This window comes from Phycisphaerales bacterium, assembly GCA_040221175.1.
Lineage (GTDB): Bacteria > Planctomycetota > Phycisphaerae > Phycisphaerales > UBA1924 > JAHCJI01.
In genome coordinates, this window is the sequence record JAVJVK010000004.1 from 451,901 (window position 1) to 477,885 (window position 25,985).

Sequence of the window (25,985 nt, forward strand, 5' to 3'; positions counted from 1 at the left end):
GCGGCTACATGGGACGGCGAAGCGGGTTGCCGGGCCGGGCGTCGCCCATGCCTCGATCCCGGTCTGATACCCACGAACGCGACTTGGGTCGATCGGCCTCTGTGGAGCCATCGTCGCCCATGGGCCGGTCGACCACGCCCACGGTGCGTTGCCCGTGGTTGCTGCCGATGCCCGTGGAGCGAATCGTCTCGAGTTCCTTGTCGAGTTTGCGGTCCAATTCGCTAACGGATCGCACGATCACCCCAGCCTCCACGCCTTCGCGGAAGCACAGGAGCGTGTAGCCGGCCAGCACCGCCGCGATCAGCGGGAGGGCGACGTGCGAGGCCAGCAGCGCCACGGTGTCGAGCCGCTGGCTGCCTTCGCTTGCGGCCAACATTGTCTGATAACTGACGAACGTGCCGTTCAATGGCAGGCCGGGCAAGTTCACGATCAACGGTAACGACGAGAAGCCCAGCACGGTGGCCCAGGTGCTGGCTCTGACGGTCTGCTCCACGCCTGGCACGCTGCCGCCGCCAGCCACGACCGTTCCCAGTCCGACGGCCACCCAGAGCGTGGCGGCGGAGATGAGGCCGATGGAGGCCGAGGCATCCGTGAAGGTTCGCAGCGTGCCGTCCCAGCGACTGAGAACCTTCTCGGGCTCGGTCTGCACCTGTCGGGCGCCGCGGCTGGCGCGGCCGGCCCTCGTGCTGCGGGCTTCTGCGGTTCCCGGTTCTGCAGTCACCACGGTGAGTTGCTGCGCCGTGGGCGGAGTTTCGAGCACGGTCCAGCGAACGTCCGTGAAGTGGACGAAGCCGAACGAGAGCATCTGGAGCACGGCGGCCAGGATGACGGCCATCGCCGACCAGGTCACGGTCGTTCGAAGCTGCACCAGGGCCCCCGAGACGTGGGGACGGGGGGAGTAAGGCATTGGCTCGATCCTCCAGCGACGCGCGCGGCGCCGCTCAATGGGGTATCGATTCAAAGCCGGCGGCATCCCAGGGACTCCCGGCTGTGGCAGCCTCAAACCTGCCTGCGCCGCCGCTACCGTCGTCGTCAACGGCAATTGCGGTGCAGATTCCGGGAAGATCGGACCCGGGGTGTGAGTTTCAAATATTTCTGAAAGTATGCTGTACCGACGGGCTCCTGGCGTCAACAATGCCAGCGAGAAGCCTCACCCTTTCGGAGGACCCATGGCCTCGATCTACGCACCGCCTCCCCAACACGATCATTTGCCGGCCGACGATCGTGGGCTGCTCGATGCCGTCGTGCACGGCCGGGCCCGCCTGACGCCGCAGCAAGCGCTCTCGATCCTCGAGACGATGCCGCTGGCCGAGTTGGGCCGCTGGGCGGACGCGCGGTGCCGGCAGGTGCATGGCGACACGTATCGGACGTACGTGATCGACCGCAACATCAACTACACGAACGTGTGCAGCGCCAAGTGTATCTTCTGCGCCTTCCGGCGGGACGCCGAGGACCACGACTCGTACACCCTCGAGTACGAGGACATCTACGAGAAGATCGCCGAATTGAGCGATATCGGCGGCACGCAGATCCTGATGCAGGGCGGCATGAACCCGGCTCTGCCGCTGGACTGGTACCTGGGACTCCTCAACGGGATCAAGGAACGCTTCCCGCACATCCACATCCACGCGTTCAGCCCGCCGGAGTTCATCGAGTTCGTGCACTTCTTCAACCCGCCCGGCTCGACGCTGGAAGACAAGATCCGCTGGGTCATGGTGCGCTTGCGCGAGGCCGGGCTGGACAGCCTGCCCGGCGGCGGCGGCGAGATCTTCGCGCCGGCGGTTCGCCGCAAGATCGGCTTGGGCAAGTGCGACGCCGAGGCGTGGCTGACGTGCATGTACGTGGCCCACACGCTGGGCATGTTCACCAGCGCCACGATGATGTTCGGCCACATCGAGGGGCTGGCCGACCGCGTGCACCACATGCGGCTTGTCCGCGAGTGGCAGGATCGGGCGCTGCTCGAGGGCGGGGCTCGCGATCCGATGGACGCCGGCCCGGGCGAGCCCATCGCCACGCCCAGCTTCGGGCACTACAAGGCGTTCATCAGTTGGCCCTTCCAGCGCGAGAATACGGCGCTGGGCCGCCTGCGCGAATGGGGCCAGGGCGAGGACGATGAGGGCGAATTTCCTGGCGATATCGTCGCGCAGCTCGACGGCAGCGGCACGAAGGACATGCACCCCGACTTCGGGCGACGCCTGCGGCTGGCGGGCGCGACGCAGTATCTGCGCACCCAGGCACTCAGCCGGCTCATGCTCGACAACATCTACTCGATCGGAAGCAGTTGGGTGACCATGGGCCCGCACGTCGGGCAGGTCGGCCTGAAGTTCGGCGCCAACGACATGGGCAGCGTGATGATGGAAGAAAACGTGGTGTCGTCTGCCGGCACGACGTATTGCCTGAATGAGCCCGTGCTGTGCCGACTGATCCGCGACGCGGGTTATGTCCCGTCGCAGCGCGACAACACCTACGACGTCATCCGCACGCACGATGGTCCGGACAGCCCCGACCTGCAGGTGACCGACTGGAGCGAGCACCGCGCCCGCAAGCTGCACACGCAGGCGCCCGCCGAGGCGTCATCGGCCACGCTCACGGTTAGCGCCGGCTCAACCGACTGAGTCGTCCGGCTCTCTCGCTTGGTAGGTCGTGAACTTCTGCTCGATGAAGCCATCGCGCTGCTCCGGCGGGTGCGCGATGTTGACCCTGCGAGCCTCGTCCGGCTTCAGGTACAACTCGGACATGCGACGCTCGACCGAGTCGACGATGGCCTGTCGCTCGTGCTCGGGCGCGAGCATGAGGCACGCTAGCCAGCGCCGGCCGAGTTCGGCCCCCGCGGGCCGCAGCAGTTCAACGAGCATCTGGACGTGGTCGCTCGGCGAGAGCGTCGGCGACGGACTCGGCCCGCGATTGGGCGTCGCCTTCTCGTCCTTGCTGCTGGGCTTCGGCTGGGCTGCCATGATCACCCTCTGACGGCTTGGGCTCGACCTCTACGGACGATGATGTTTGCGGCGAAGCACCCTGGCGGACCATCGTCTCGAGCACCTGAGTGTAGCGTTCCAGCCGTTCCATCCGTGATTCGAGCCGCTCGATGGCCAGCGCCACGTGCGTGAGCAGGTCGGTGGCGTTGGCCTCGCGCAGCACGTGCGGCTTGATCTGGGCCTGTCGCATGGGCCCGCGGCCGGTCAGCACCCAGTTGATGTTGAGCCCGAGCGAGTCGGAGAGCCGTGAGACGAAGTCCACGCTCGGCGCGTGCCCGCTCAGGTACCGCCGAACCGTTTCAGGGTGGGTATTGGTCATCTGGCCGATGCGGCGGAACGTCCGATCACCAACCGCCGCCTGCAGCCGAGCGTGCAACCGTTCGTGCCCGTTGTTTGGCTCGCCCCCGCGATCGTTCACGCGGGTATTGTGCCCCGGTCACCCCACGTCGGCAAGCCCGAGCCATTCGCCCACGGTCCGCAGCACGCGCCGCTTAAGCACCGCGTCCTCAGCGTTCCCCAGTTTGGGGGATAGAGCGACCCACGCTTGCGCATCGCGGCGGGCCAGTTCGAGCAGCTCTGCGTCGCGCACCAGGTCGGCCACCCGCAAGGGCAAGGCGCCCGATTGCCGCGAGCCGAACATCTCGCCCGGACCGCGCAGGGCGAAGTCGACCTCGGCAAGCTTGAAGCCGTCGCTGGTGCTCGCGATGGCCTTCATGCGGCGCGTACCCACGTCGGTCGTGGGCTCGGCCACCAGCAGGCACTCGGCGCGCAGGCCCTCTGGAATACCGCCGCGCCCGACTCGGCCGCGAAGCTGATGGAGTTGGGCAAGGCCGAATCGATCGGCTTGTTCGATGACCATGCATGTGGCACCCGGCACGTCAACGCCGACCTCAACGATCGTGGTGGCGACCAATACCTGAATCTCGCCGCTACGGAAGCGCTCCATGACCGCCTCACGCGCAGCGGTGGGCATCTTGCCGTGCAGCAAGCCGAGGCGCAGACCCGCCAGCGGCCCGGCTTCGAGTTCCTTGATGAGGTCGAGCACGCCGACGACCGGTTCCTTGCTGGCGTCCGTCTCGCTCTGGCCGCCCAATTCGAGCTGTTGGGTGCTGTCGCCGATTGCGGGCGCGACCACGAAACCCAGCCCACCCTTACCGACGTGCTCGCGCAGCCGCTCGTACGCCCACGCACGCGTCGGGCCGGGGATGTGCTCGGTGTGCACGGGCTTGCGGCCCGGGGGCATGTCGCCGATGGTGGTGACGTCCAGGTCGCCCAGCACGCTGATGGCCAGCGTGCGTGGGATGGGCGTGGCGGTCATGACCAGCGTGTGGGGAATCGTCTTGCCGGCCTTCTCTCGCAGGGCGGCACGCTGGTGCACGCCGAAGCGGTGCTGCTCGTCGATGATGGCAAGTGCAAGACTCTTGAACTTCACGACATCTGTCAGCAACGCGTGCGTGCCCACGACGATGTCGGTGTGCCCCATGGCGAGGTCGGCCAGCACACGTTGTCGCTCGGCAGCGTTGAGGGCGCCAGTGAGCATCGAGATTCGTACGTCCGCGTTCTTCAACATGGCGCGCAGCGATCGCTCGTGCTGCTCAGCCAGGATCTCGGTGGGCGCCATGAGCGCCGCCTGGTGACCGGTCGCAACCGCCATGAGCATCGCGTACGCGGCCACCATTGTCTTGCCCGAGCCGACGTCGCCCTGGATGAGCCGGTTGGCCGGCGTGGTCTGGCCCAGGTCGCCGGCGAGTTCGTGCATCGCGGCGAGTTGGCCTGGCGTGGGCGTGTAGGGCAGCCGCGACAGGATGCGGTCGTGCAGCGCCGCGTCTGTTCGGAGCGCGATTGCCCGGCCCTCCTGGCGGAGTTCGGCCCGCCGCAATTGCACGCCCAGTTGCAGCATGAGCAGCTCGTCGTAGGCGAGGCGACGCCGCGAAACGGCGACCTCGTCCTCGTCCGCAGGCGTGTGCTGCATGCGATACGCCTCGCGAAGCTCCGGCAGGGCGTGGTGGTCGCGGAACTCCTCGGTCAGGTGGTCGTCGATCAACGGCAGCGCCGCGGGGAGCGCACTCGCAATGGCGGCGGCGATGGCGGGGCTCTTCAGACCCTCGCCGGCCGGGTATACGGGCACGAGGCGGCGGTCGAGTTCGCCGGTGGCCTCGGCGGCCGCTTCTTCGGACTCGGGCAGCACGTCGAAGGCGGGGTTGGCCATCTGCGGGTGGTGGTTGTAGAGGGCAACCTTGCCCTGCACACGCAACCGCACGCCGGGCTGGATCTGCTTGCGAAGATACCCGCCGTTGAACCAGACAAGGTCGATCGATCCGCTGTCGTCGGTGAGCTTGGCCTGAAGCCGCTGCTTGGGAAACCGGCCGGCCATCCGCGTGGAGGTGATCTCCCCCACCGCCGAGCCCTGCTCGCCCTCCGCGAGTTCGCCGATAGGCCGCGTAGGTTCGTGCCATTCGTGCCGGGCAGGCAGGTGGGCGACCAGCTTGCCGATGTTGGTCAGCCCGAGCGCAGCCAGTTGCCTGGCCCGGCGGGGGCCCACGCCGGGCAGCTCGATGAGCGGGCTGGTCAGGCTCAGAGTCTGCTCGGTCATCCTGGAGCGTCTTCCTGCTCGCTCGCGGCCGGGTCGATCGAGCGGAGGTAGTCCCAACTGAAGATGCCGGTGCGGTGCCCGTCGGAGAACGTCACGCGGATGGCGTACCTACCGACGAGCTGGGCGTCGACGGCGCGGAGCTCGGAGCTCGACCCGCTATCGGGCACGACCACGAGCGGATTGGACTGCATTTCATCGCGCAGTTGGCGCATGTCGGCCGAAGGAGACATGCGGCGCAGGTAGGCCAGCGGATAGAACGACTCGGCCCCGTCCTGCCAGCGTACCAAGAGGCCCTTCTCGCGATCGAGTTCCAGGCTGGTGGGGGCGGGTTCCTGGGTCATCGGGCTCGTCTCGGGCAGCCGCACGCAGCGTGTGGGCGCTCTATCGTCAAGGGCATGCAAAACGATAGCGCCGCAACCGAGTTCGACCGCACGCTCCATCTCGCCCACGCCCGCTGCGGCGCTCCCCTTTGCGTCGGCATCGATCCGGTGCTGGAGCAGCTTCCCGCGCAATTCGCCGATGGCGAGCCCGCCTCGCGTTTCGAAGCGTTCTCCAAGGGCGTGGTCGAGGCCATTGCCCCCGCCGCCAGCGCGGTGAAGTTTCAGTCGGCCTGCTACGAGCGTTTGGGGGCGCCCGGCCTGATCGCACTGGAAGCAAGCATCCAGGCCGCTCGCGAGGCGGGGCTTGCGGTAATCCTGGACGCCAAGCGCGGAGACATCGGCATCTCGGCACGTCACTACGCCGCCGCGGCGGCGGGCCTGGGCGCCCACGCGATCACGGTGAATGCCTATCTGGGCATCGAGACCATCGAGCCCTACCTCGAGGCCGGCCTTGCCGTGTTCGTGCTGGTCAGGACGAGCAATCCGGGGTCGGCCGACGTGCAGGACGTGCCGTTGCGCTCCGGCGGCACCCTTGCCATGCACGTGGGCCAACTCGTGGCCGAACTCGGACGGTCGAGGCCAGGCGTTCACGCGGTCGTCGGGGCGACGCAGCACGCCCAATCGGCCGTGCTGCGGGCAGTGATGCCCGACCAGCTCTTCCTGTTGCCGGGGCTCGGGGCTCAGGGCGCGAGCGTCTCGGACCTTTGCGCTTTTGCGAAGCACCCGAGCCACACCGGCGAAGATCCGACGCGCGGGCTGCTGCCGACGGCCAGTCGATCGGTAATCTACCCGGCGCCGGGTCCGTCGTGGTTTGACGGCGTGGCCGCGGCTGCCGCCGAACTGAACGGCCACCTCCGTACCGCCATGGCCGTACCGGCCGGCGCTTCGGTTCAATAGAACGCGCACCTGCCGGGTTGTTCGCCACACAATGCGCGCAATGAAAAACCGACAAGCCCATGAGGCCTTGCCGGTGATGGGTCAGTTATCTCGGTCGAGGGAGGCGACCGAGGCGAATTCGAGCCTTAGCGGCGGCGACGGGCGGCCGCAAGCCCACCGAGGCCCAGCGAGGCGGGAGCAGGGATGACCTCGCCACTCACCTGAGTCGAGACGCCGGTGAAGTCGGCGTCGAAGAAGCCGGACGAGCCGCTGATAAACAGCTGGACCAGGGCGCCGTCGTAGGGCGCCTCGCCGGGCAGGTCGGTCGAGAACGAGCCGGCGGTCGGGCCGTCGAACGTGCCGTCGCCGCTGACGTCGTTAAAATCGACGCCGGACAGCAGGCCGTTGAAGGCGATGATGCCGCCCGAGCCGAGCTGGACGAACTCGCCGTCGATGGTGCCCGACAGGGTCTCGCCGTGGACATCGACAATGGTGAACGTGCCGTCGCCGTCAGCGGTGCCGGCACCGGTGATCATCACGTCGATGTCGAAGCTGAAGTCGGCGGCGCCGGTTCCAGCAAACCCGGGCTCGAAGACCGCGGTACCGCCGGGGCTGGCCAAGCGGGTCACGTCGCCCGACGTGGTCGCGTCGGAAGCGCCGGTAAACGAGCTATCGCTCGCGGTGAACGAACCGTTGACGTCGGTGAAGCCAAACGTCAGTATGGCCTGAGCGTTGGCAACGGCGGCCGTGGCGGCAACGCCAGCAACAGCAATAAGCGTGGTACGACCCATCTCTGCATCTCCTCATGGGCAAGGCGCCCGTTCGGTCCATCCCGACATTCGGCCTGTGCGGCCGCCCAGTCTCCCTTTGGGATCGGGACAATCTCCTCTTAGCTTACAGGCTAACCGATCTTCTGCTAGGAATCCAGAGAGTTTTCTGACCTTGACCGCCAAATTATGCGGACGCAGTCTTCAAAACTACCCATTTTCACGGTTGCACGACGTGCAAGGGCAAGACCTGAAAATTATCGGTCGTTTGTTGACGGAAACCAACAAGTCCCATAACCAGCACTGCCCGCCGTCGCACATTCGCAACATGACGTGGCTTGGTTGTGTTTGGGTGTGGTCGTGCAGGCCGAGTTCACATCGGCTTCTTGTCGATGGTCACGTCGTAGACGTGCAGGAGCTTCTCCTTATCGAAGATCAGCTCCTGGCGGCTCTGGCCGGTGATGTCGTACTCGGTCGTGAGCTCGATGGCGTCGACGGGGCAGGCCTCTTCGCACATGCCGCAGAAGATGCAGCGAAGCTCATCGATCTCGAACTTCTTGGGGTACTTCTCGCGGTCGTCCCAGGGGCTCTCCTCGGCCACGATGTGGATGCAATTGGCCGGACAGATGGTCGGGCACATCATGCAGGCCACGCACTTGACGCGGCCTTCCTCATCGCGGTTCAGGCGGTGCACGCCGCGGAAGTTGCTGGCGTTCTGGCCGCCCTCCTCTACGGGGAGGTCCTCCCGCCGCACCTCGGGGTACTGCATGGTGCGGTTGGTGTTCTTGCCGGGCAGGACGCCCTGGCCGAAGCTGGTGAAGAAGTGCCGCATCGTGGTGCCAAAGCCGACCACGACCTCTCGGACGTAGAGCCGCTCGGTGGTCGTCATGGGCGGGGGTGCGATCCGCAGGATGTCCTGTTCTGGCACGGTCATGGGGCCGATGATAGGGCATGGAATGATCGGGTCGACGGCGGCGTGGCGGGAAACGCCGCCCCGGAAGAAATCGCCCGGAAAGCCGATGGACGACGCGGCCTCGGGCCGAGATAGACTGTTGGTATGGCAAGCCGCCGCCCCCCACTATTTGAGTTGCTCCAGCAAGATGATGGCTCTCGCCAGGGCCGCCCAGGCGGCAACGGACGATCGGGCGTGCTTTCTGGCCATCCATCGAAGCCAAGCGAAACGCCCGCGCACGACTCATCCACTGGCGCGGGACATGCGGCCGGGGCGGTCGAGAGCAAGCCCCAAAAATCTGAGAAGTCCACCGCCATCGAGGACATCGGTTCGCCGGCGGTCACGCCCGAACGCCCGGCCCGCAAGGAGAATCCCGCCGCCGCGCCCAAGGCCAAGCCCGTTAAGCCCAAGCCTGAATCGAGCCAACCGACGCCCAAGCCCGAGCGTGCCGCGGGGGCAGCCGACTGGTCGGGCATGCATCCTCAGAGCTCGGTGCGCGTGCGGATGCTGTGGCTGTATGGCGCATTGGTCGCGGTTGTGCTGCTGGTCGTGGGCGTCTGGGCCCTTGGATACAACCTGGGCGAACGCAACCAGAAGGCCGAACTGGGCGCCTACCTCGATCGGGCCGGCCAGGCGGGACCGATCCGGGATCCGCTGGATGATCCGGCGCAACAGGACCAACCCACCGACCCGACGCCGCTGTCGGGCATCGAAACCGTTGAACGCCAGACCCCTGACCAATCTCCGCCGGTGCAGGCCGAAGCCGAGCAGCCGACTCAGCAGCCCGAAGCCAGGCCGTCGCCCCCGGCGGCGGTCGATGTCCTGACCGACGTACGTGAGGCGGGCAACAACTACCTGAAGCTGGCCAGCGGGATGGATCTCGAGCGAGCCCGCGGCCTGGCGCTGCATCTGGCCCGGAACGGGGTGCCCGCGATGGCCATCGACGAGGGGCGCCTGGGCTATGGGCTTTATACCGCCATGGCGGTGCCCAGCGGCCAGTATCGTGCGATGGGCCCCCAGCGTCGCGAGCACGAGGACCGGGTCGTTCGCCTGCTCGACCAGACGCCCCAGGAACTCGGCGGCCCATATACCCCCCGCGGGCAACTCTGGATCCGCTTCGACGGCTGAGGACGGTGGAGCCAGCGGGCTGGCCCGAGGAACGCACCTCGTCTATCATCTCCGCCCGGGCCGGCGAATCGGCCGGGGCTGTTCTTGCTTGGAGAATCGGTCATGAGCCTTCACAGTTCGCTTCGCACGGGTGGCGCCTTGGTTCAGAAGCGGTCGGTCCTTACGCGGGCCGAGCGAGTCGCCAAGCTGCTGGCCGAGAAGAAGATGCCCAAGGACGAAAAGAGGGCCCTGGGCCTTCCGAAGGTCCGCGTGCATTGATCTGGCTTACTCCATCCCATCGATTCCTCGCCGGACAGCGCTTTTGCCGTTGATGGAGGGAACGATGGGGGCATGGATGTACGCCGCCTCGTAACCGAACGCGCCCAGGCCGTTGACGCCTCGGGCATCCGCCGAATCTTCCAACTCGGCGCCCAGATCGAAGACCCCATCAACCTGAGCATCGGGCAGCCGGACTTTCCGGTGCCCGAGCCGATCAAGCGCGCCGCGATCGAGGCGATCGAAGGCGATCAGAACGGCTATACGCAGACTCAGGGCATCGCGCCATTGCGCGAGAAACTCGTGGGCTGGCTGTCAAGGGACCTGGGCTGGACGTTCGGCGGCCCGGGTGACCCGGAGGTGCTGGTCACCAGTGGCACCAGCGGAGCCTTGTTTCTGGCGTTCATGGCGCTGGTCGGGCCGGGCGACGAGGCGATCATCCCGAACCCCTACTTCGTGATGTATCCGCACGTGGCCACAATGTGCGGCGGAAAGGCCGTGCGCTGCGACACGTATCCGGACTTCCGCATGACGGCCGAGCGTGTCGAGCCGCTGATCACCGACCGGACCAAGCTGGTGCTGTACAACGCGCCTTCGAACCCGGCGGGCGTGGTTGGCAGCGTGGATGAATGCCGAGAGTTGCTGGAGCTGTGCCGCCGCAAGGGCGTGCTGCTGATCAGCGACGAGATCTACGACGAATTCACGTTCGACGACTTCGAGTCCGACGCGATGGTGGGCGAGCCGGGCTCGCCCCGGTGCCCCTCGCCCGCACGGTTCCTGGGCGCTCAGGACGACGTGCTGGTCATCCGAGGCTTTGGCAAGACGTATGGCGTGACGGGCTGGCGGATGGGCTATGCCGCCGGGCCGGCCGAACTGATGGGCCACATCGCCAAGTTTCAGCAATACACATACGTGTGTGCGCCGTCGATGGCCCAGCATGGGTGCATCGCGGCGATGGACGTGGACATGACCGAGACCGTGCGCGCGTACAAGCAGCGTCGCGATTCGCTGGTCGAAGCCTTGAGCCAGTGGACGGAGGTGGCCGTGCCGGGCGGAGCGTTCTATCTGTTTCCCCGCGTGCCGGAAGGGAAGACCGGAACCCAGTTCGTCGAAGAGGCCATCGCCCGGAAGCTCCTGGTGATCCCCGGGGGCATCTTCAGCGACCGGGACACGCACTTCCGCCTGAGCTTTGCCTCGTCGCCCGAAACCATCGAACGGGGAATCAAGGTGCTGGAGTCGCTGTACGCGGGCGTCTAGGTGACGAGTCGATATTATCGCCCTGAAACCGGAGAACACCATGATCGCTCGCACGCTCGCCCTGGCCTCGATCATCCTGACGACCTGCGGAACCGCCCTGGCACGTGATCCCGAGCAACTCAGCCGCTGGGCCGAGGAGGGCAAGGCCCGGGCCGAGAAAATGCGCGGCCTGCTGTTCCTCCGCGACGTGCCGGTGGAACTCATGTCCCGAGCTGAGATCGAGCAGGAGATCCTGGAGATCGTCGATCGCGATATGCCCCCCGAGTGGCGCGTGCAGATCGACCGTGGGTACAAGGCCTTCGGCCTCGTGCCGATGGACTCGGACGTGCTGAACGACATGATCAAGCTCGTCGTCTCGCAGGCGGGCGGGTTCTACGACCCCGAGGCCAAGCACGTCATCCTGCCGGACGATCTGGAAGAGTTCATGGGGCAGATGGTCGGCCAGATGGCCGCGGGCGCACCGGGGTTCATGGACCCGATGATGCGCAACATCCTGACGCACGAGTTCACCCACGCGTTGCAGGACCAGCACCATGACCTGAACATGATCATGGGCCTGGCCATGGACGACGACGACGTGAAGCTGGCGCTGACCGCTCTGGTGGAGGGGGATGCGACGCTCATCGGTACGGGCGCCATGATGGATGCCGGCGGCGACATGACCCAGTTGCTCAAGCAGGACCCAGCCGCCATGGGCGCGATGATGGGCGCCGGCGGGGGCATGATGGGCGCCGAGGCCAACGCCATGCCCGCGATCCTGAAAGAGACGCTCATCTTCCCGTACGTGCACGGGTACGTACTGGTCGCGACGATGGTGCAGGATGGCGGCTTCGAGCGCGTGGACGCGGCGTTCGATGACCCCCCGCTCTCGACCGAGCAGTTGCTGCACATCGAGAAGTATCTGGGTGAACAGCGCGATGAGCCGGTGGAGATCACCCTGCCAACCGTCAACCTCGCCGAACTGGGGTGGAAGCCGGTGGCCCAAAACACGTTCGGCGAATTCCAGACCCGGGTGCTGCTGGGCAACTCGCCCGACGCGATCATGGCCGCCGAGGGCTGGGACGGCGATCGGTTCCAGGTGTGGGAGCACGAGGACGGACGCCTGGCCGCAGCGTGGATCAGCGTTTGGGACAGCGACGCCGACGCCAAGCAATTCGCCGAGGAGTTGGCCTATCACGAGGGCAAGCGATTCGAGGGAGATGCCGCCCGCCAGAAGCGGCGGGACGAGCAGGGCCGCCTGGAAATCGCCGTGGGTTCTCGCCAAGACCTTTCCTGGGTCACCATCGAGGGCGATACGGTCTTGCTGACGCGCGGCTTCCCGGCGGATACGGCGGGTGTCGTCGAAAGCTCGATTCGCGGGTTGTCGACGCGGTCCATCAAGACGTGGGCAAGCGTGAAGGCCGCGGCTGAGGCGGGCGAGCAACTGGAAGTGCCCGTTCCCTGAACCTGTCGCCGACGGAGACTGCATGGACGCGGATCAATCCACGCCGGAAGCCACCCAGGCCGCTGCCGAGAAGTTTCGGAGCGATTACGCCGCCGTGCGCGATCAGGTCGCCAGGGTGGTCGTGGGCCAGCGCGAGATCGTCGATGGCTTGCTGACCTGCCTGTTCACGGGTGGGCACGCGCTGCTCGAGGGCGTACCGGGCATCGGCAAGACGCTCATGGTGCGCACGCTGGCCAGCGCGCTGTCGCTCGACTTCGGCCGGGTGCAGTTCACGCCCGACCTGATGCCCGCGGACATCACCGGCACCACGGTCATCGACGAGGTGAAAACCGAGGGCGGGCACGTCAAGCGGCAGTTTGCTTTCCAGCGTGGGCCGATCTTTGCACAGATGGTGCTGGCCGACGAGATCAACCGCGCGACGCCCAAGACGCAGAGTGCGCTGCTCGAAGCCATGCAGGAGCGCCGGGTGACGGTCGCGGGCACGACGCACGAACTGCCAGCGCCGTTCTTCGTGCTTGCGACGCAGAACCCCATCGAGCAGGAGGGCACGTACCCGCTGCCCGAAGCCCAACTCGATCGCTTCTTCTTCAAGCTGCAGGTGGGCTACGCGTCTCGCGAGGAGATGGGCGAGATCATCGCGCGAACGACCGGGGCCACCCATGCCGACGCCGAGCCGGTGCTCGACTCGGCAACCATTCTGGAGCACCAGAAGCTGGTTCGGCGCGTGGCGGTCACCGATCGGGTGCGGGACTACGCCATCCGTATGGTGCTGAGCACGCACCCGAAGGGTCGCGATTCGGACGGTCGCTTTGCCACGCCCATGGTGAATCAGTACGTGCGGGTCGGCGCCTCGCCGCGTGCGGCCCAGGCACTCATCCTGGGCGCCAAGTGCAGGGCCCTGGTCGACGGCCGCCCTTCCGTGGCGATCGAAGACGTGCAGGCCATCGCCCTGCCGGCGTTGCGGCATCGCATCGTGGTGAACTTCGAGGCCGAGGCGGAAGGCGTCCACAGCGATCCGATCGTTGAGAACATCGTTCAGACGCTGCCGTTGGAGGGCGGGTGAGCACAGGACTCGTGGGCAGCCCGGGACTCCTGGGGCGCGTGTCGATCCGCGTGGTGCTCCCGTTGCTGATGGGCCTGCCCGTAGCGCTCGCCGCCTTCGTGCTGGTGGAGCTGTGGAGCGAGAACACCACCGAGACGGCGCGTCGCTTGAACGCCTCGGAGATGGCCCAGATCCACGGCCGGATCAACGAACGGCTGGCCACCCTGCTCGAAACGCCGGCCCGGGCAACACGCGTGCAGCGTGGGCACATCATCGATGGTCGACTGGACGTGGCCGATCTGCGTTCCTGGCGGCAGCCCCTGTTCGAGTTCACAACCGCGATGGACATGCTCAGCGGGCTCAGCTGGGGCAGCGCCAATGGGCAAGCCGTCTGGGTGTTCCGCTATCCCGGCAAGCTCCACACCGAGTTTGCCATCGCAGATGACCGAACCGCGGCGGAGAACGGATCGAGCGAGACGGGGTACGTCGTCGAATACGCCGTGGACGCGGCCGGCGACATCATCGACCGCACGGGCGGCTATCCGTACGACCCGCGCGTCCGACCGTGGTACGTCGGGGCGGTGAAGCTGGGGCGGCCCACGTTCCTCGAGCCCTACGCGTGGCTCAACGTTGATGGGCAGGCCACCACGCTTGGCCTGCCGTTCGTCGAGCCCGTCTACGCCCGCCCGGATGTCGAGGGCAGCACCGGTGATCTGATCGGCGTGCTCTCGGCAGAAATCGGGCTGGAAGATCTCTCGGCTTTTCTGCGCACGCTTCGGGTCGGCCAAGCGGGCTTCGTGCTGGTGATCGACAGCGGCGGACGCTTGATCGCCCACTCGTTGCCTCCCGAGCAGGTGCCCACGATCGCCGAGGTCGACGGCTTGCCGGTGGCGCCCATCGCGGCTCAGAGCGGCGACGCCCGGGTGCGCGACGCGGCGAACCACGCGGCACGGGTGGTTGCCGAGGATCGTGAATCAAACGACTCCGGCGAATCTTCCTCGCCCTCCACGCCGCCGACGAGCATCGCCTCGATTGCGTCACAACCGATGCTCGTGCGTGTCTCGAGCTATCAAGAAGCACCGGGGCTGGACTGGCGGATCATTACCGCCCTGCCAGAAGCCGAGCTGCTCGATCCCGTGACGGCTACGCGTTCGAGCAGCGACCGCGCAATCACGATTGCATTCGTATCGACGTTGTTGCTCGGCTTAACGCTTGGATTGCTGGCGACGCTTCCGGTGTCGCGCCTGGTGCGAGAGATTGGGCGCGTCGGCGAGGGCGAACTCGACGAGAAGATCGAGCCCGGCGCGACGGCCGAACTTGGCCGGATTGCCGAAGCGGTGAACGTCATGGCCGAAGACCTCAAGGACCGCGTGCGACTGCGCGAGAGCCTGCAGGTCGCGATGGAGGTGCAGAAGAACCTGCTGCCGCAGGGCCCGCCCACGATCGAGGGACTCGGTATCGCCGGCCACAGCTCGTATTGCGACGAGACTGGCGGCGACTACTACGACTACCTGCACATCGAGGGCCTGGATGATCGGTGCGCCGCTCTGGCGATCGGCGACGTGGTCGGGCACGGCGTCGCGGCGGCCATGCTGATGGCGACCGCCAGGGGAATCTTGCGCAGCCGTTGCCACGAGCCCGCGAGCTTGGGCGATCTCTTGACGCACTTGAATGAGCTGCTCGTCCACGATACCGGGGGCGAGCGATTCATGACCATGCTCCTGGTCGTGCTGGATTCATCAGACGGACGCATGTCGTGGGCGTCGGCCGGCCACGGTCCGCCGCTGGTGTACATCGCTCGGGAAGATCGGTTCCTGGATCTGGAAGGCGGGGGCATCCCGCTCGGATTATTCGGATCAAGGCCTTACGAGACGTACGAGACCCAGGCACTGGCCCCGGGCGACGTGGTCGTGCTGGCGACCGATGGCATCTGGGAAGCCAAGCGTCTCGATGGTGAGTTCTATGGCATGGAACGCCTGCGGAGCATCGTGCGCCAATCGTCGAGCCAGGACGCACAAGCCATCGCCGACGCCATCCGCGAGGATCATCTGACGCAATGCGGGGAACACAGCAACGACGACGACGTGACGCTCGTCGTCACCCGGCTTTCCTGATCTGCCGCCCGCCGACGCGCTAACCTCGTCCATGTTCGGGCTGCAAGGCATCCGCAAGTCCTTCGGCGACACGCCCGTGCTCGCCGGAATCGACCTGGTGATCGAGCCTCGCACCACGGTGGCCTTGATCGGCCCCAGCGGGTGTGGAAAGTCGACGCTCCTGCGGTTGATGAATGGCCTGCTCGTGCCCGATGCGGGCACGGTCGAGTTCGATGGACAGCCGATGCGCGGCGAGGCTTTGACGCCCGCACGACGTCGCATCGGATACGTGGTGCAGGAGGGCGGGCTTTTCGCCCATCTCACGGCGCGAAACAACGTCACGCTGCTCGGGCGACGGCTTGGCTGGAATCGAAGCCGGGCGCGTGAGCGATCGGCGGAGCTTGCCGAGTTGGTGCAACTGGATGCGTCTTTGCTGGATCGGTACCCGCACGAACTCAGCGGCGGCCAGCGCCAGAGGGTGGCGCTCATGCGGGCCCTGGCCAACGACCCCGAAGCCCTGCTGCTTGACGAGCCCCTGGGCGCCCTTGACCCGATGGTGCGGGCCGACCTCCAGGATGATTTGAAGGAGCTGTTCGACCGCCTCGACAAGACCGTTGTGCTCGTGACGCACGATCTGGCTGAGGCTCAACACCTGGCCAGCCGCGTGGTGTTGCTGCACGAGGGCCGCATCGCTCAGGATGGTCCGCACGAGACGTTGCTCCAAGAGCCGGCAAGTGATTTCGTCCGAAGATTCGTCAGCGCGCAGCGACGGCTGCACGGGCTGGAAGGGGCGGCGTCGTGATTCGTCTTGCCGTCCTCGCGCTCGTGCTGCTGGCGACGACCGTTCGTGGTCAGGAAACGCTGACGATTGGTTCAAAGAGCTTTACCGAATCGGTGCTGCTCGGGGAACTCCTGGCCGAGAAGGCCCGCCGCAAAGGGCTCTCGGTGGAGCACAAGGCCTCGCTTCGAGGCACGCGCCTGGTGTTCGAGGCGGTCCGCTCGGGGGCGGTCGACGTCTATCCGGAGTACACCGGCACGCTGTTGCGCGAGGTATTCGCCGACCGGGGGCTGTCAACCGAAGCCGAACTGCGCGCGGCTCTGGCCGAAGCCGGGCTGGCGATGAGCGACCCGATCGGCTTCAATAACACCTACGCGATCGGCGTGATGCCCCCCACCGCCGAGGCCCTTGGGCTGACGAACATCAGTGATCTGCGATCGGCGCCCGACCTTCGCTTTGGCTTCACGAACGAGTTCATCGAACGCAACGACGGGTGGCGGGCGCTGCGCGATGCGTATGGACTTCCGCAGACCGACATCCAGGGCATCGACCACGACTTGGGCTATCAGGCGCTGGGGAGCGGCGCCATCGATGCGAAGGAGATCTACACGACCGATGCCAAGATCGAGAGCATGGGCATTGCCGTTCTGGGAGATGATCTGGGGCATTTCCCCCGCTACGACGCCGTGTGGATCTACCGCATCGATCTTGCCGAGCGCATGCCCGACGCGGTCGCGGCCATCGAATCGTTGACCGGGGTTCTCGACGAGGCGGCCATGTCGGCGCTCAACGCCCAGGTCGACGTGGAAGGCCGCGAAGAACGCGACGTCGCGCGAAACTACTTCGACACCGGCGGCGTCTCGGCCGGCGTACTTGGCCTGAACGAACGGATCCGCCAGGCCGCGGGCGAGATTCCGCTGCGTACGGGCGAGCACGCCATCCTCGTGGGTGTATCGATGTTGCTGGCGATCGCAATCGCCGTGCCCATGGGGGTCGTGGCGGCTCGCTCGCGCGGGTTCGAGCAGGTCGTGCTGGGCGTCAGCGGCGTGCTGCAGACCATCCCCAGCCTGGCGTTGCTCGCGCTGCTGGTCAGCCTGCTGGCGATCACCGGACAGATTCCCACGATCATCGCGCTGTTCGTCTACTCGCTGTTGCCCATCGTGCGGACCACGCATGCCGGTCTCACGCAGATTCCACAGTCGGTGCAGGATTCGGCTCGCTCGCTCGGACTGCCGCGTGGTCGCATGCTGCTGGACGTCGAACTTCCGTTGGCCGTACCCAGCATCTTCGCGGGCATCAAGACGGCGGTAGTCATCAACGTGGGCACGGCCACGCTGGGTGGCTTCATCGCCGCGGGCGGCTACGGCGTGCCGATCCTTGCCGGTATCCGCCGCGTCGACACCGTGCTCATCCTGGCGGGGCTCGTGCCGGCGGCGCTGATGGCCATCATGCTGACGCTGCTCCTGGACGTCGTGGAACGCGCGATCTCACCAGCCGTCGCACGCAAACGTTAGAAGTTCCTCATGCGCTGCGGGCAATCCACAATGTTCGTCGACCGGGGTGACGCTGCCCGAAGTTCGGGCTAGCCTGTGGCGATCCGCAACGCCCAGCACGAAAGGACGGGCGCCATGGGACTCAGCATCGCACGGGCTCCGCTCACTGGCGCGTCGCTGGCCGAACGATACGAGGCCGTTCGTGCCGCGACCGACGCGCTGCGTTCGCCGCTTCACGCGGAGGATTGCGTCGTCCAATCGATGACCGACGCGAGCCCGACCAAGTGGCACCTGGCGCACACGACGTGGTTTTTCGAGCAGTTCGTGCTGTCCCGCGTAGGTCCCGATCGACGCTTCGATGATCGATTCGCGTATCTGTTCAACAGTTATTACACGCAGGTCGGTGATCGCCAGCCCCGGCACGCCCGGGGCCTGATGACGCGGCCCAGCCTCCAGATGGTGCTCGACTATCGCGCCCACGTGGACGAGCGAATGCTCGAGTTGCTCTCGCACGACGGGCTGGACGAAGAAACCACCCGCATCACCGAGATCGGGCTCAACCACGAGCAGCAACACCAGGAACTGCTGCTGACCGACATCCGCCATGCGCTGTGGTGCGGCATTGCCTGCGAAACGTATGACCCGGCGCCCCACGAGCCCGACCCGCGACCGGAAGACCGCGGTCGCTGGATCGAATTCGAGGCGGGCTTGCTGTGGGTGGGCTGCGACGGCCCGGACTTCTGCTACGACAACGAACAGCCATGCCACAAGGTCTACCTGCGACCGTTTGCCCTGGCCAGCCGACCGGTGACCTGCGGGCATTTCATCGAGTTCATCGAGGACGGCGGTTACGACCGCGAGCACCTGTGGCTGGACGAGGGTGCAGCGGCCGTGAAGGCCGAGGGCTGGAGAGCACCCATGTACTGGGAGCGCGAAGGCAACCGGTGGCGCGTGTGCACGATGCACGGCGTGCGCGACGTCGACCCGGCCGAGCCGCTGACCAACGTAAGCTTCTTCGAGGCCGAAGCGTTCGCCCGATGGGCGGGCTGCCGGCTGCCGACCGAATTCGAGTGGGAAGCGGCGTGCCTCCGCGATCTGGAGCGCGCCGGAGCCCACTGGCGCGACGCGGTCGACCGCGGCCACATGCTCGAGCGGGGCGTTTTTCACCCCGCCACGCCGGCGCCCGGGCCGGGCCAACTTGAGGGCATGTTCGGATCGGTCTGGGAATGGACGCGCAGCGGCTACGACCCCTATCCGGGCTATGCGGCCGAGCCCGGCGCCCTCGGCGAATACAACGGCAAGTTCATGAGCAGCCAGTACGTGTTGCGCGGGGGTTCGTGCGCGACCGCGGCGAGCCACATCCGTCCCACGTACCGAACGTTCTTCCACCCCAACAAGCGCTGGCAGTTCAGCGGACTGCGACTGGCCAAGGACACCGCCTGATGACTTCCACCGATTCTTCTGCCGAGCGCCGCGCCGTGGTGCTCGAAATCGATACTGCGCAGCAAGGCACGCCCCGCGAAGAAGCCACGGGCCGTGCCGAGGAATTGTCGGCCTTTCGAGTCGATGCTCTGCACGGACTGGGCCAGCCGCAGAAGTCGATTCCAAGCAAGTACCTCTACGACGCGATCGGCGCGACCCTGTTCGAGGACATTACCGAGCAGCCCGAGTACTACCCGACCCGAACGGAGACGGCGCTGCTTCGCATGCACGCCGCGGCGATTGCCGAGGTCGTGGGCCCGGGCGTGACGATCGTCGAGCCGGGCAGCGGCGCGGGCGAGAAGGTCGAGATCCTCATCGAATCGCTGGCCTCGCCGCGCGCGATGGTGCCGGTCGACATCGCACGCGAGCAGCTTCGCCGCGTCGCCCGCACGCTGGCCGGGCGGCATCCGTCCCTGGAGATCGTCCCGCTGTGGGCCGACTTCACGCGCCCCATCGATCTGCCCGAGCGGATCGAGAGCCTGCACCCAAGACTGGTGTTCTTTCCCGGCTCGACGATCGGCAACTTCCTGCCCAGCGTCCAGCGCGAGTTGCTGGACTCGCTGGCCCAGCTCGCGGGCCGCGATGGCGCCGTGCTCGTCGGCTTCGATCGCATCAAGGACGAGTCGGTGCTCATCCCGGCCTACGACGACGCGGCGGGCGTGACTCGCGCTTTCGAACTCAACATCCTCGAGAGGCTCAATCGCGAACTGGACGCCGATGCCGATCCCGCCAACTTCCGCTATGAGGCCCGGTGGAACGCCGAGCACGCGCGCATCGAGATGCATCTGGTCGCCGTGCGCGAGCATGCGATGACCGTCGCGGGCCAGCGGTTCACCTTCGCCGAGGGCGAGAGCCTGTGGAACGAGAGCAGCCACAAGTACGACATGGCTCGAATCGAAGCGCTCGCCACCAGCGCAGGCCTTCGCGTTGAGCAGGCCTGGAGCGATGACCAGGATTGGTTCACGCTCGCCCTGTTGCGTCCGACCGGCACATGAGCCCAGGCCGAGCGATGATCGGCGTTACTCGTCGCCGCGAAGCTTGGCCAGCACGGTGAAGTCTTCGAGCGTCGAAGTATCCTGGCCGGTATCGGCCTCGCCCGCGGCGATCGATCGCAGCAGACGCCGCATGATCTTGCCGCTGCGGGTCTTGGGGAGCGCTTCGGCGAATCGCACCTGGTCGGGCCGGGCGATGGCGCCGATGACGTCGGCAACGTGCGCACCCAGCTGCTTCTTGAGTTCGTCGCTGGGCTCGACGCCGCCGGCCAGCGTCACGAACGCGGCGATGCCCGTGCCCTTGATCTCGTGGGGCACTCCCACCACCGCCGCTTCGACGACCGCATCGTGGGCGACCAGCGCGCTCTCGACTTCCATCGTGCCCAGCCGGTGGCCGCTGACGTTGATGACGTCGTCGATGCGGCCCATGATCCAGAAGTTGCCCTCCGTGTCTTTTCGCGCGCCGTCGCCGGCGGTGTACACGGGCTTACCATCGATCTTCACCGTCGAGAAGTAGGTTTCGATGAACCGATCGCGGTCGCCGAACACGCCGCGCAGCATGCCCGGCCAGGGTTTGCGGATGACCATCAAGCCGCCGCGCTCGCAATCGACCTCGCTGCCGTCGGGATGGACGACCGCCGCATCGACGCCGAAGAAGGGCCTGGTGCACGAGCCCGGCCGCGTCGGGATGGCGCCGGGCAGGGGCGTGATGACGTGGCCGCCGGTTTCGGTCTGCCAGTAGGTGTCGACGATCGGGCACTTGCCCGAGCCGATGACCTCGCGGTACCACGTCCACGCGGCGGGGTTGATGGGTTCGCCCACGGTGCCCAGGACCTGCAGCGACGAGAGGTCGTGCTTGGCCGGGTGCTCGTCGCCCCACTTCATGAAAGCGCGGATGGCCGTGGGCGCGGTGTAGAAGTGCGTGACCTTGTGCCGTTCGACGACGTCCCAGAAGCGGTCCTCGTGCGGCTCGTTGGGCGCGCCCTCGTACATGAGCGTGGGCACGCGGTTTGGCAATATGCCGTAGACGATGTAGCTGTGCCCGGTGATCCAGCCGCAGTCGGCGGTGCACCAGTAGACCTGGTCCTGGCCCGGCGTCAGGTTGAAGACTTTCTTCGCGGTGTGCGCGGTGTAGAGCAGGTAGCCCGCGGTGGTGTGCACGATGCCCTTGGGCTTGCCCGTCGAGCCGCTGGTGTAGAGCAGGAAGAGCATGTCCTCGGCGTCCATGGGCTCGCACGGGCACTCGGGGTCGGCCGCCTCGGTCAGGTCGCGCCAGCAGTGGTCGCGCCCCTCGATGCAGTTGATCTCGTTGTCGCATCGCTTCAGCACGACCACGCCGGTGACCGGGGAAGCGTCGCCCATCTTTTCGATGGCCTGATCGACGTTGTCCTTGAGCGGCACGACCTTGCCCCGCCGCCAGCCGCCATCGCAGGTCAGGATGATCTTGCTGTTCGCGTCGGTCACGCGGTCGGCGATGGCCTGGCTGCTGAAGCCGCCGAAGATGACCGAGTGCGGGCAGCCGATGCGGGCGCACGCGAGCATGGCGACGGCCAGCTCGGGCACCATGCCCATGTAGATGGTGACGACCTCGCCCTTGGTCGCGCCCAGCTTCTTGAGGGCGTTGCCCAGGCGGGCGGTCTGCTCCTGCAGGTCGCGGTAGGTCAGGCGGCGGACCTCGGGCGCCCCGCCGTCCATGGGCTCGCCCTCCCACAGGATCGCCACGTCGTCGCCGTGGCCCTCCTCGACGAACCGATCCACGCAGTTGTCGCAGGCGTTGAGCTTTCCGCCGTCGAACCACGTGGGCTCGGGGAAGTCGCCGGTGAGCACGCTCTTGAACGGCTCCATCCATTCCAGCCGCCGGGCGACCTCGCCCCAATAAGCCTGGGGATCCTCGATCGACCGGCGGTGCTCGGCTTCATAGGCCTGGAGCGAATCCACGTGCCAGGGAGCGCCGCCGACGGCCGAAGCCTTGGGCGGCTGGAACACGCGGTCCTCGTGGAGGCTGCTCTGGATGTCCTGGTCGGCATTGGGGCGTGGGTCGCTGGTGGCCATGGGGGCAGCATATGGGCCCGCCAGTGCCTCCGCCGGGTTACGGACCGGTCAGGGCCCGCCCCCGGGCCTGAGATCCGCCGCCAGGTCCGGGTTGTTTGCGAAGAGGATGCCCAGGACGATCCACACGGCGAACAAGGACGCCCAGTAGTTCACCTTGCGTACCCCGCGCTGGCTCCCGATCGTGCAGTAGTACAGTACGAACGCCAGCCAGCAGATGCCCCCCACCAGCGGCACCCAGAACATCACCCCGAGGATGCCCCAGAACTTGTCGTCGTCGCGGAACGCCCCGCCGACCATGTAGATGTAGCCCACGAAGTTCCAGATGACCGCGACGATCAGGGCGATAGCCGTCGCCTCGGGCGACGCGAGCGCGATCAGCGGCAGCAGGACGAGCATCGACAGGGCGATGATCACCGAGACCTTCCCGCCCGACATGCGCGGCGCACTGCGGGATCGCTTGGGCTTGTCCTTGCCGACCTTCGTGCTCATCGCCCGGCCCGAGGCCGAATCGAAGCCGCACTGCATACACACGACGGCGCCCGACGCCCGGCCCATGCCGCACTTGGGGCACGGGTTGGCGTCGACCGCGGGGGCCTCGCCCAGGTAGTCGTCCATGCTGAAGCCCACGCCGCCGCCGGTCGGTGGCGCGGCCGGCGCTGCGGCTCGTGCGGCCGTGGGCTTGGCGGCGGGCTTGGCCCGGGCGGGCTTGCGCTTGGCCTGGACGCACGACTGGCAGGCATAGCGCCCGTTGGAGTCCTTCAGGCGCGGGCGATCGGCGCAATCGGTCCCGCAGACGACACAGATCTTCTCAGATGGCACGGTTCGAGGTCCCCCAGATTGCCGCGGGAGGCTCCCGGCGACCGGCCCGAGCATAGCCGCCCGAGCCGTCCACCCCCACGGGCACCCCCCACCTACCATGCCGCTCGTCGCACGGTTGCACCGGCCGGAGGCCAATCCGGGCCCCGGCGCTCTTTTTTTCGGGAGATTTGCACGCTATGGCCATCCGCTTGGGCATCAACGGTTTCGGACGCATCGGCCGCCTGGTCTACCGCATCGCCGCCCAGAGCCCCGACGTCACCGTCGTGGGCGTCAACGACCTGGTGCCCGCCGACAACCTGGCCTACCTGCTCAAGCACGACACCATGCACGGCCGCTTCCGCATCGACGGCAAGCTGGCCGACGTCCGGGTCTCGGGCAACGACTTCACCGTCAACGGCGAGACCACCAAGGTCTTCGAGGAGCGCGACCCGTCCAACCTCAAGTGGGGCGATCTTGGCGTGGACGTCGTGATCGAGAGCACGGGCTTCTTCACCGCCGGGCCTGACGCCCAGAAGCACATCGATGGAGGCGGCGCCAAGCGCGTCATCATCAGCGCGCCAACGAAGACCACCGACACCGTGCCCACGCTCTGCTACAAGGTGAACCACGAGCAGTACGACCCCACGAAGCACACCGTCATCTCCAACGCCAGTTGCACCACCAACTGCCTGGCGCCCATCGCCAAGGTCATCGACGACAACTTCGGGCTGGCCGAGGGCCTGATGGCCACCATCCACGCCGTCACCGCCACCCAGCCCACCCAGGACGGCCCCTCCAAGAAGGACCTGCGCGGCGGCCGCAACGGCTACATGAACATCATCCCCGCCAGCACCGGCGCGGCCAAGGCCGTCACGCTCTGCTTACCCAACCTCAAGGGCAAGCTGACGGGAATGAGCTTCCGCGTGCCGACGGCCGACGTGAGCTGCGTGGACCTGACCTTCAAGACCGCCAAGGCGACTTCCTTGCAGGCCATCAACGAGGCGATGAAGGCCGCCGCGGCCGGCCCGATGAAGGGCGTGCTCGACTACACCGAGGAACCGGTGGTTTCGAGCGACTTCATCGGCGACCCGCACAGCAGCATCTACGACGCCGACGCCGGCATCGAGCTCAATGACAAGTTCTTCAAGGTCGTGAGCTGGTACGACAACGAGGCCGGCTACGCGAATCGCTGCGTGGACATGGCCCGCTACGTCATGAGCCGCCAGTAGGCCTCCGGGCGCCCAAAAAAGGCGTGCATCCACCGGCGTTTTCGGGTATATTGCACCGGAAGCGACGCCGGTGCTGGCGTTGCGCGCTCGGACCGCGGGGGTAACTGGAGGCCTCGATGCACCATCCGTCCATCGCACCCACGCTGGCCCTGGCCGGTTCACTCGTTCTCGCATCGGCCGGCTTCGCCGATCCCGACCCAACCCCCACCACGCCCCTTATCGAAGTCTTTAAGCCCATCTGCGCCGGGGCCCGCCCACCGCAGGCGACCATCGACGCCATCGGCGCGCGGCACGCGGCGGGCATGCAGGGGGCCGACCGGACCATCATCGTCCCGACCACCGACGCCGGGCTGCGCCTGCGCTTCGAGGTCGCCGGCCCCGCGCCCGCCGGCACGACCGAGGCGCTCGCCGCCATCGCCGACCTGTACGCCGGGATCGTCGCCGACGACGTCGAGCTGACCATCGAGATCCTCTTCGAGCCGCTGGGGACGATCCACGGCCTTCCAATCCTCGGCGCGGCGGGCGACAGCTACCGCTCGCTGCCCTACGCGGCGGTGCGCGCCACGCTGATCGACACGATGGACGGCGACGACGTGATCGAGGCGAGCCTGCCCGACACCACCTCGCTGCGCATCATCTACGGATTGGAGCCCGGCGCGCGTACCGAGGACCGCGACGCGCTGCTCACCGGCGTGGCGCTCCGCGCGCTGCTGGACGGCCAGGCGCCCGCGCCGCTGCCGGTCTCGCTCAGCTCGACCGCGCCGTGGGACACCGATCCGGCCGACGGCGTGGCGCCCGATTCATACTGCCTGCGCAGCGTGATGGCGCACGAGATCGGGCACGTCCTGGGCTTTCAGTCCAACGTCGACCTGCTCTTCGGCGCGACGCTGCTTCCGCTGGACATCTACCGCTTCCGCCAGAGCGACGACGGGGCCGACCTCAACCCGGACACCTACGCCCGGTTCATGACCGCCCCGCGGACGGTGTACTTCGACGCCCCCGGCGCGCCCGACCAGGACGAGGCCATCCTCGACTTCATCGCCGCCGAGATCCCCATGGCCGACGGCGAACCCTGGCAGGGCTCGCACCTGCGAAAGATGGATCCGCCCCTCGGCGCCATGGACCCGGACATCGTCGGGGGCGAGACGGATTACCCCGGCTACCTCACCGCCGCCGACCTGCGGCCGCTGGACGCCCTGGGCTGGACGATCACCCTGGCGTGCCCGGCCGACTGCGACGGCTCTGGCACGCTGGACTTCTTCGACTTCCTGTGCTTCCAGGACGCATTCGACGCCGGCGATCCTTCGGCCGACCTGGACGGCGACGGGGTGCTGACGGTCTTCGACTTCCTCGCGTTCCAGAACGCGTTCGACGCGGGCTGCGGGTGAGCCCGACCGGG

At 67.0% G+C, this 25,985-nt stretch carries 23 protein-coding genes; 14 read left to right on the forward strand and 9 right to left on the reverse strand.

Features of this window, described 5'->3' with window-relative positions; translation table 11 throughout:
* Window positions 1-4 precede the first annotated feature (4 nt).
* Entirely contained in the window at window positions 5-907 is a 903-nt protein-coding gene (locus RIE32_04160; protein MEQ9095435.1) for a hypothetical protein, read from the reverse strand.
* A 262-nt stretch (window positions 908-1,169) separates the two neighbouring features.
* On the opposite strand from RIE32_04160, the gene RIE32_04165 reads away from it, so the two are divergent.
* Window positions 1,170-2,615 (forward strand): radical SAM protein, encoded by a 1,446-nt coding sequence (locus RIE32_04165; protein ID MEQ9095436.1) that lies wholly within the window; start codon window positions 1,170-1,172, stop codon window positions 2,613-2,615.
* Here RIE32_04165 and RIE32_04170 read toward each other — a convergent pair.
* Genes RIE32_04170 through RIE32_04185 form a run of 4 tightly spaced genes read right to left on the reverse strand, consistent with a single transcriptional unit; the run spans window position 2,604 to window position 5,909 of the window.
* Window positions 2,604-2,855, reverse strand: coding sequence for a hypothetical protein (locus RIE32_04170; GenBank protein ID MEQ9095437.1), 252 nt, complete (start codon window positions 2,853-2,855; stop codon window positions 2,604-2,606). The two genes, RIE32_04165 and RIE32_04170, sit on opposite strands and share 12 nt — an antisense overlap.
* Window positions 2,845-3,393, reverse strand: coding sequence for a hypothetical protein (locus RIE32_04175; GenBank protein MEQ9095438.1), 549 nt, complete (start codon window positions 3,391-3,393; stop codon window positions 2,845-2,847). The genes RIE32_04170 and RIE32_04175 overlap by 11 nt, the downstream gene beginning before the upstream one ends.
* An 18-nt stretch (window positions 3,394-3,411) precedes the next feature.
* Window positions 3,412-5,568 carry an ATP-dependent DNA helicase RecG gene (gene recG, locus RIE32_04180; GenBank protein ID MEQ9095439.1) on the reverse strand — a complete coding sequence of 719 codons (2,157 nt, stop codon included), beginning with the start codon at window positions 5,566-5,568 and terminating at the stop codon, window positions 3,412-3,414.
* A complete protein-coding gene (locus RIE32_04185) occupies window positions 5,565-5,909 on the reverse strand; it encodes a DUF971 domain-containing protein (GenBank protein ID MEQ9095440.1) in 345 nt (114 codons plus the stop codon). The genes recG and RIE32_04185 overlap by 4 nt, the downstream gene beginning before the upstream one ends.
* Before the next feature lie 54 nt (window positions 5,910-5,963).
* Between RIE32_04185 and pyrF the strand changes: the two genes are divergently transcribed.
* Entirely contained in the window at window positions 5,964-6,845 is an 882-nt protein-coding gene (gene pyrF, locus RIE32_04190) for an orotidine-5'-phosphate decarboxylase (GenBank protein MEQ9095441.1), read from the forward strand.
* A gap of 125 nt (window positions 6,846-6,970) precedes the next feature.
* Here the strand turns inward: pyrF and RIE32_04195 are convergent, their stop codons facing one another.
* Window positions 6,971-7,615 (reverse strand): hypothetical protein, encoded by a 645-nt coding sequence (locus RIE32_04195; GenBank protein MEQ9095442.1) that lies wholly within the window; start codon window positions 7,613-7,615, stop codon window positions 6,971-6,973.
* A 349-nt stretch (window positions 7,616-7,964) separates the two neighbouring features.
* Window positions 7,965-8,525 (reverse strand): NADH-quinone oxidoreductase subunit I, encoded by a 561-nt coding sequence (locus RIE32_04200; GenBank protein ID MEQ9095443.1) that lies wholly within the window; start codon window positions 8,523-8,525, stop codon window positions 7,965-7,967.
* Between the two features lie 123 nt (window positions 8,526-8,648).
* Between RIE32_04200 and RIE32_04205 the strand changes: the two genes are divergently transcribed.
* From RIE32_04205 to egtD, 10 genes are all read left to right on the forward strand, one after another.
* Window positions 8,649-9,671 (forward strand): hypothetical protein, encoded by a 1,023-nt coding sequence (locus RIE32_04205; protein ID MEQ9095444.1) that lies wholly within the window; start codon window positions 8,649-8,651, stop codon window positions 9,669-9,671.
* A 102-nt stretch (window positions 9,672-9,773) separates the two neighbouring features.
* Window positions 9,774-9,929, forward strand: coding sequence for a small basic protein (locus RIE32_04210; protein ID MEQ9095445.1), 156 nt, complete (start codon window positions 9,774-9,776; stop codon window positions 9,927-9,929).
* Between the two features lie 72 nt (window positions 9,930-10,001).
* Window positions 10,002-11,183 carry a pyridoxal phosphate-dependent aminotransferase gene (locus RIE32_04215; GenBank protein MEQ9095446.1) on the forward strand — a complete coding sequence of 394 codons (1,182 nt, stop codon included), beginning with the start codon at window positions 10,002-10,004 and terminating at the stop codon, window positions 11,181-11,183.
* A 40-nt stretch (window positions 11,184-11,223) separates the two neighbouring features.
* On the forward strand, window positions 11,224-12,627 hold the full coding sequence (locus tag RIE32_04220) for a hypothetical protein (protein ID MEQ9095447.1): 1,404 nt from the start codon (window positions 11,224-11,226) through the stop codon (window positions 12,625-12,627).
* 22 nt (window positions 12,628-12,649) lie between these two features.
* Window positions 12,650-13,690: a MoxR family ATPase gene (locus tag RIE32_04225; GenBank protein MEQ9095448.1), complete on the forward strand. Its 1,041-nt coding sequence runs from the start codon at window positions 12,650-12,652 to the stop codon at window positions 13,688-13,690.
* Window positions 13,687-15,783: a SpoIIE family protein phosphatase gene (locus RIE32_04230; GenBank protein MEQ9095449.1), complete on the forward strand. Its 2,097-nt coding sequence runs from the start codon at window positions 13,687-13,689 to the stop codon at window positions 15,781-15,783. The genes RIE32_04225 and RIE32_04230 overlap by 4 nt, the downstream gene beginning before the upstream one ends.
* Before the next feature lie 31 nt (window positions 15,784-15,814).
* The gene (locus RIE32_04235; GenBank protein ID MEQ9095450.1) at window positions 15,815-16,564 is read left to right on the forward strand and encodes an ATP-binding cassette domain-containing protein; all 750 of its coding nucleotides are present in this window, start codon (window positions 15,815-15,817) and stop codon (window positions 16,562-16,564) included.
* A complete protein-coding gene (locus tag RIE32_04240) occupies window positions 16,561-18,054 on the forward strand; it encodes a glycine betaine ABC transporter substrate-binding protein (GenBank protein MEQ9095451.1) in 1,494 nt (497 codons plus the stop codon). Before RIE32_04235 ends, RIE32_04240 begins: the two co-directional genes overlap by 4 nt.
* Window positions 18,055-18,168: 114 nt before the next feature.
* Window positions 18,169-19,476 (forward strand): ergothioneine biosynthesis protein EgtB, encoded by a 1,308-nt coding sequence (egtB, locus tag RIE32_04245; protein ID MEQ9095452.1) that lies wholly within the window; start codon window positions 18,169-18,171, stop codon window positions 19,474-19,476.
* Window positions 19,476-20,510 carry an L-histidine N(alpha)-methyltransferase gene (egtD, locus tag RIE32_04250; protein MEQ9095453.1) on the forward strand — a complete coding sequence of 345 codons (1,035 nt, stop codon included), beginning with the start codon at window positions 19,476-19,478 and terminating at the stop codon, window positions 20,508-20,510. The genes egtB and egtD overlap by 1 nt, the downstream gene beginning before the upstream one ends.
* A 24-nt stretch (window positions 20,511-20,534) precedes the next feature.
* Here the strand turns inward: egtD and acs are convergent, their stop codons facing one another.
* The gene (gene acs / locus RIE32_04255) at window positions 20,535-22,559 is read right to left on the reverse strand and encodes an acetate--CoA ligase (GenBank protein MEQ9095454.1); all 2,025 of its coding nucleotides are present in this window, start codon (window positions 22,557-22,559) and stop codon (window positions 20,535-20,537) included.
* Between the two features lie 48 nt (window positions 22,560-22,607).
* Window positions 22,608-23,378 (reverse strand): hypothetical protein, encoded by a 771-nt coding sequence (locus tag RIE32_04260; GenBank protein MEQ9095455.1) that lies wholly within the window; start codon window positions 23,376-23,378, stop codon window positions 22,608-22,610.
* 176 nt (window positions 23,379-23,554) lie between these two features.
* Here RIE32_04260 and gap point away from each other — a divergent pair, with 176 nt between their 5' ends.
* Complete coding sequence (gene gap, locus RIE32_04265; protein MEQ9095456.1) at window positions 23,555-24,586, forward strand: type I glyceraldehyde-3-phosphate dehydrogenase; 1,032 nt, start codon at window positions 23,555-23,557, stop codon at window positions 24,584-24,586.
* 116 nt (window positions 24,587-24,702) lie between these two features.
* Window positions 24,703-25,974, forward strand: a complete 1,272-nt coding sequence (locus tag RIE32_04270) for an NF038122 family metalloprotease (GenBank protein ID MEQ9095457.1) — start codon at window positions 24,703-24,705, stop codon at window positions 25,972-25,974.
* Window positions 25,975-25,985: the final 11 nt, after the last annotated feature.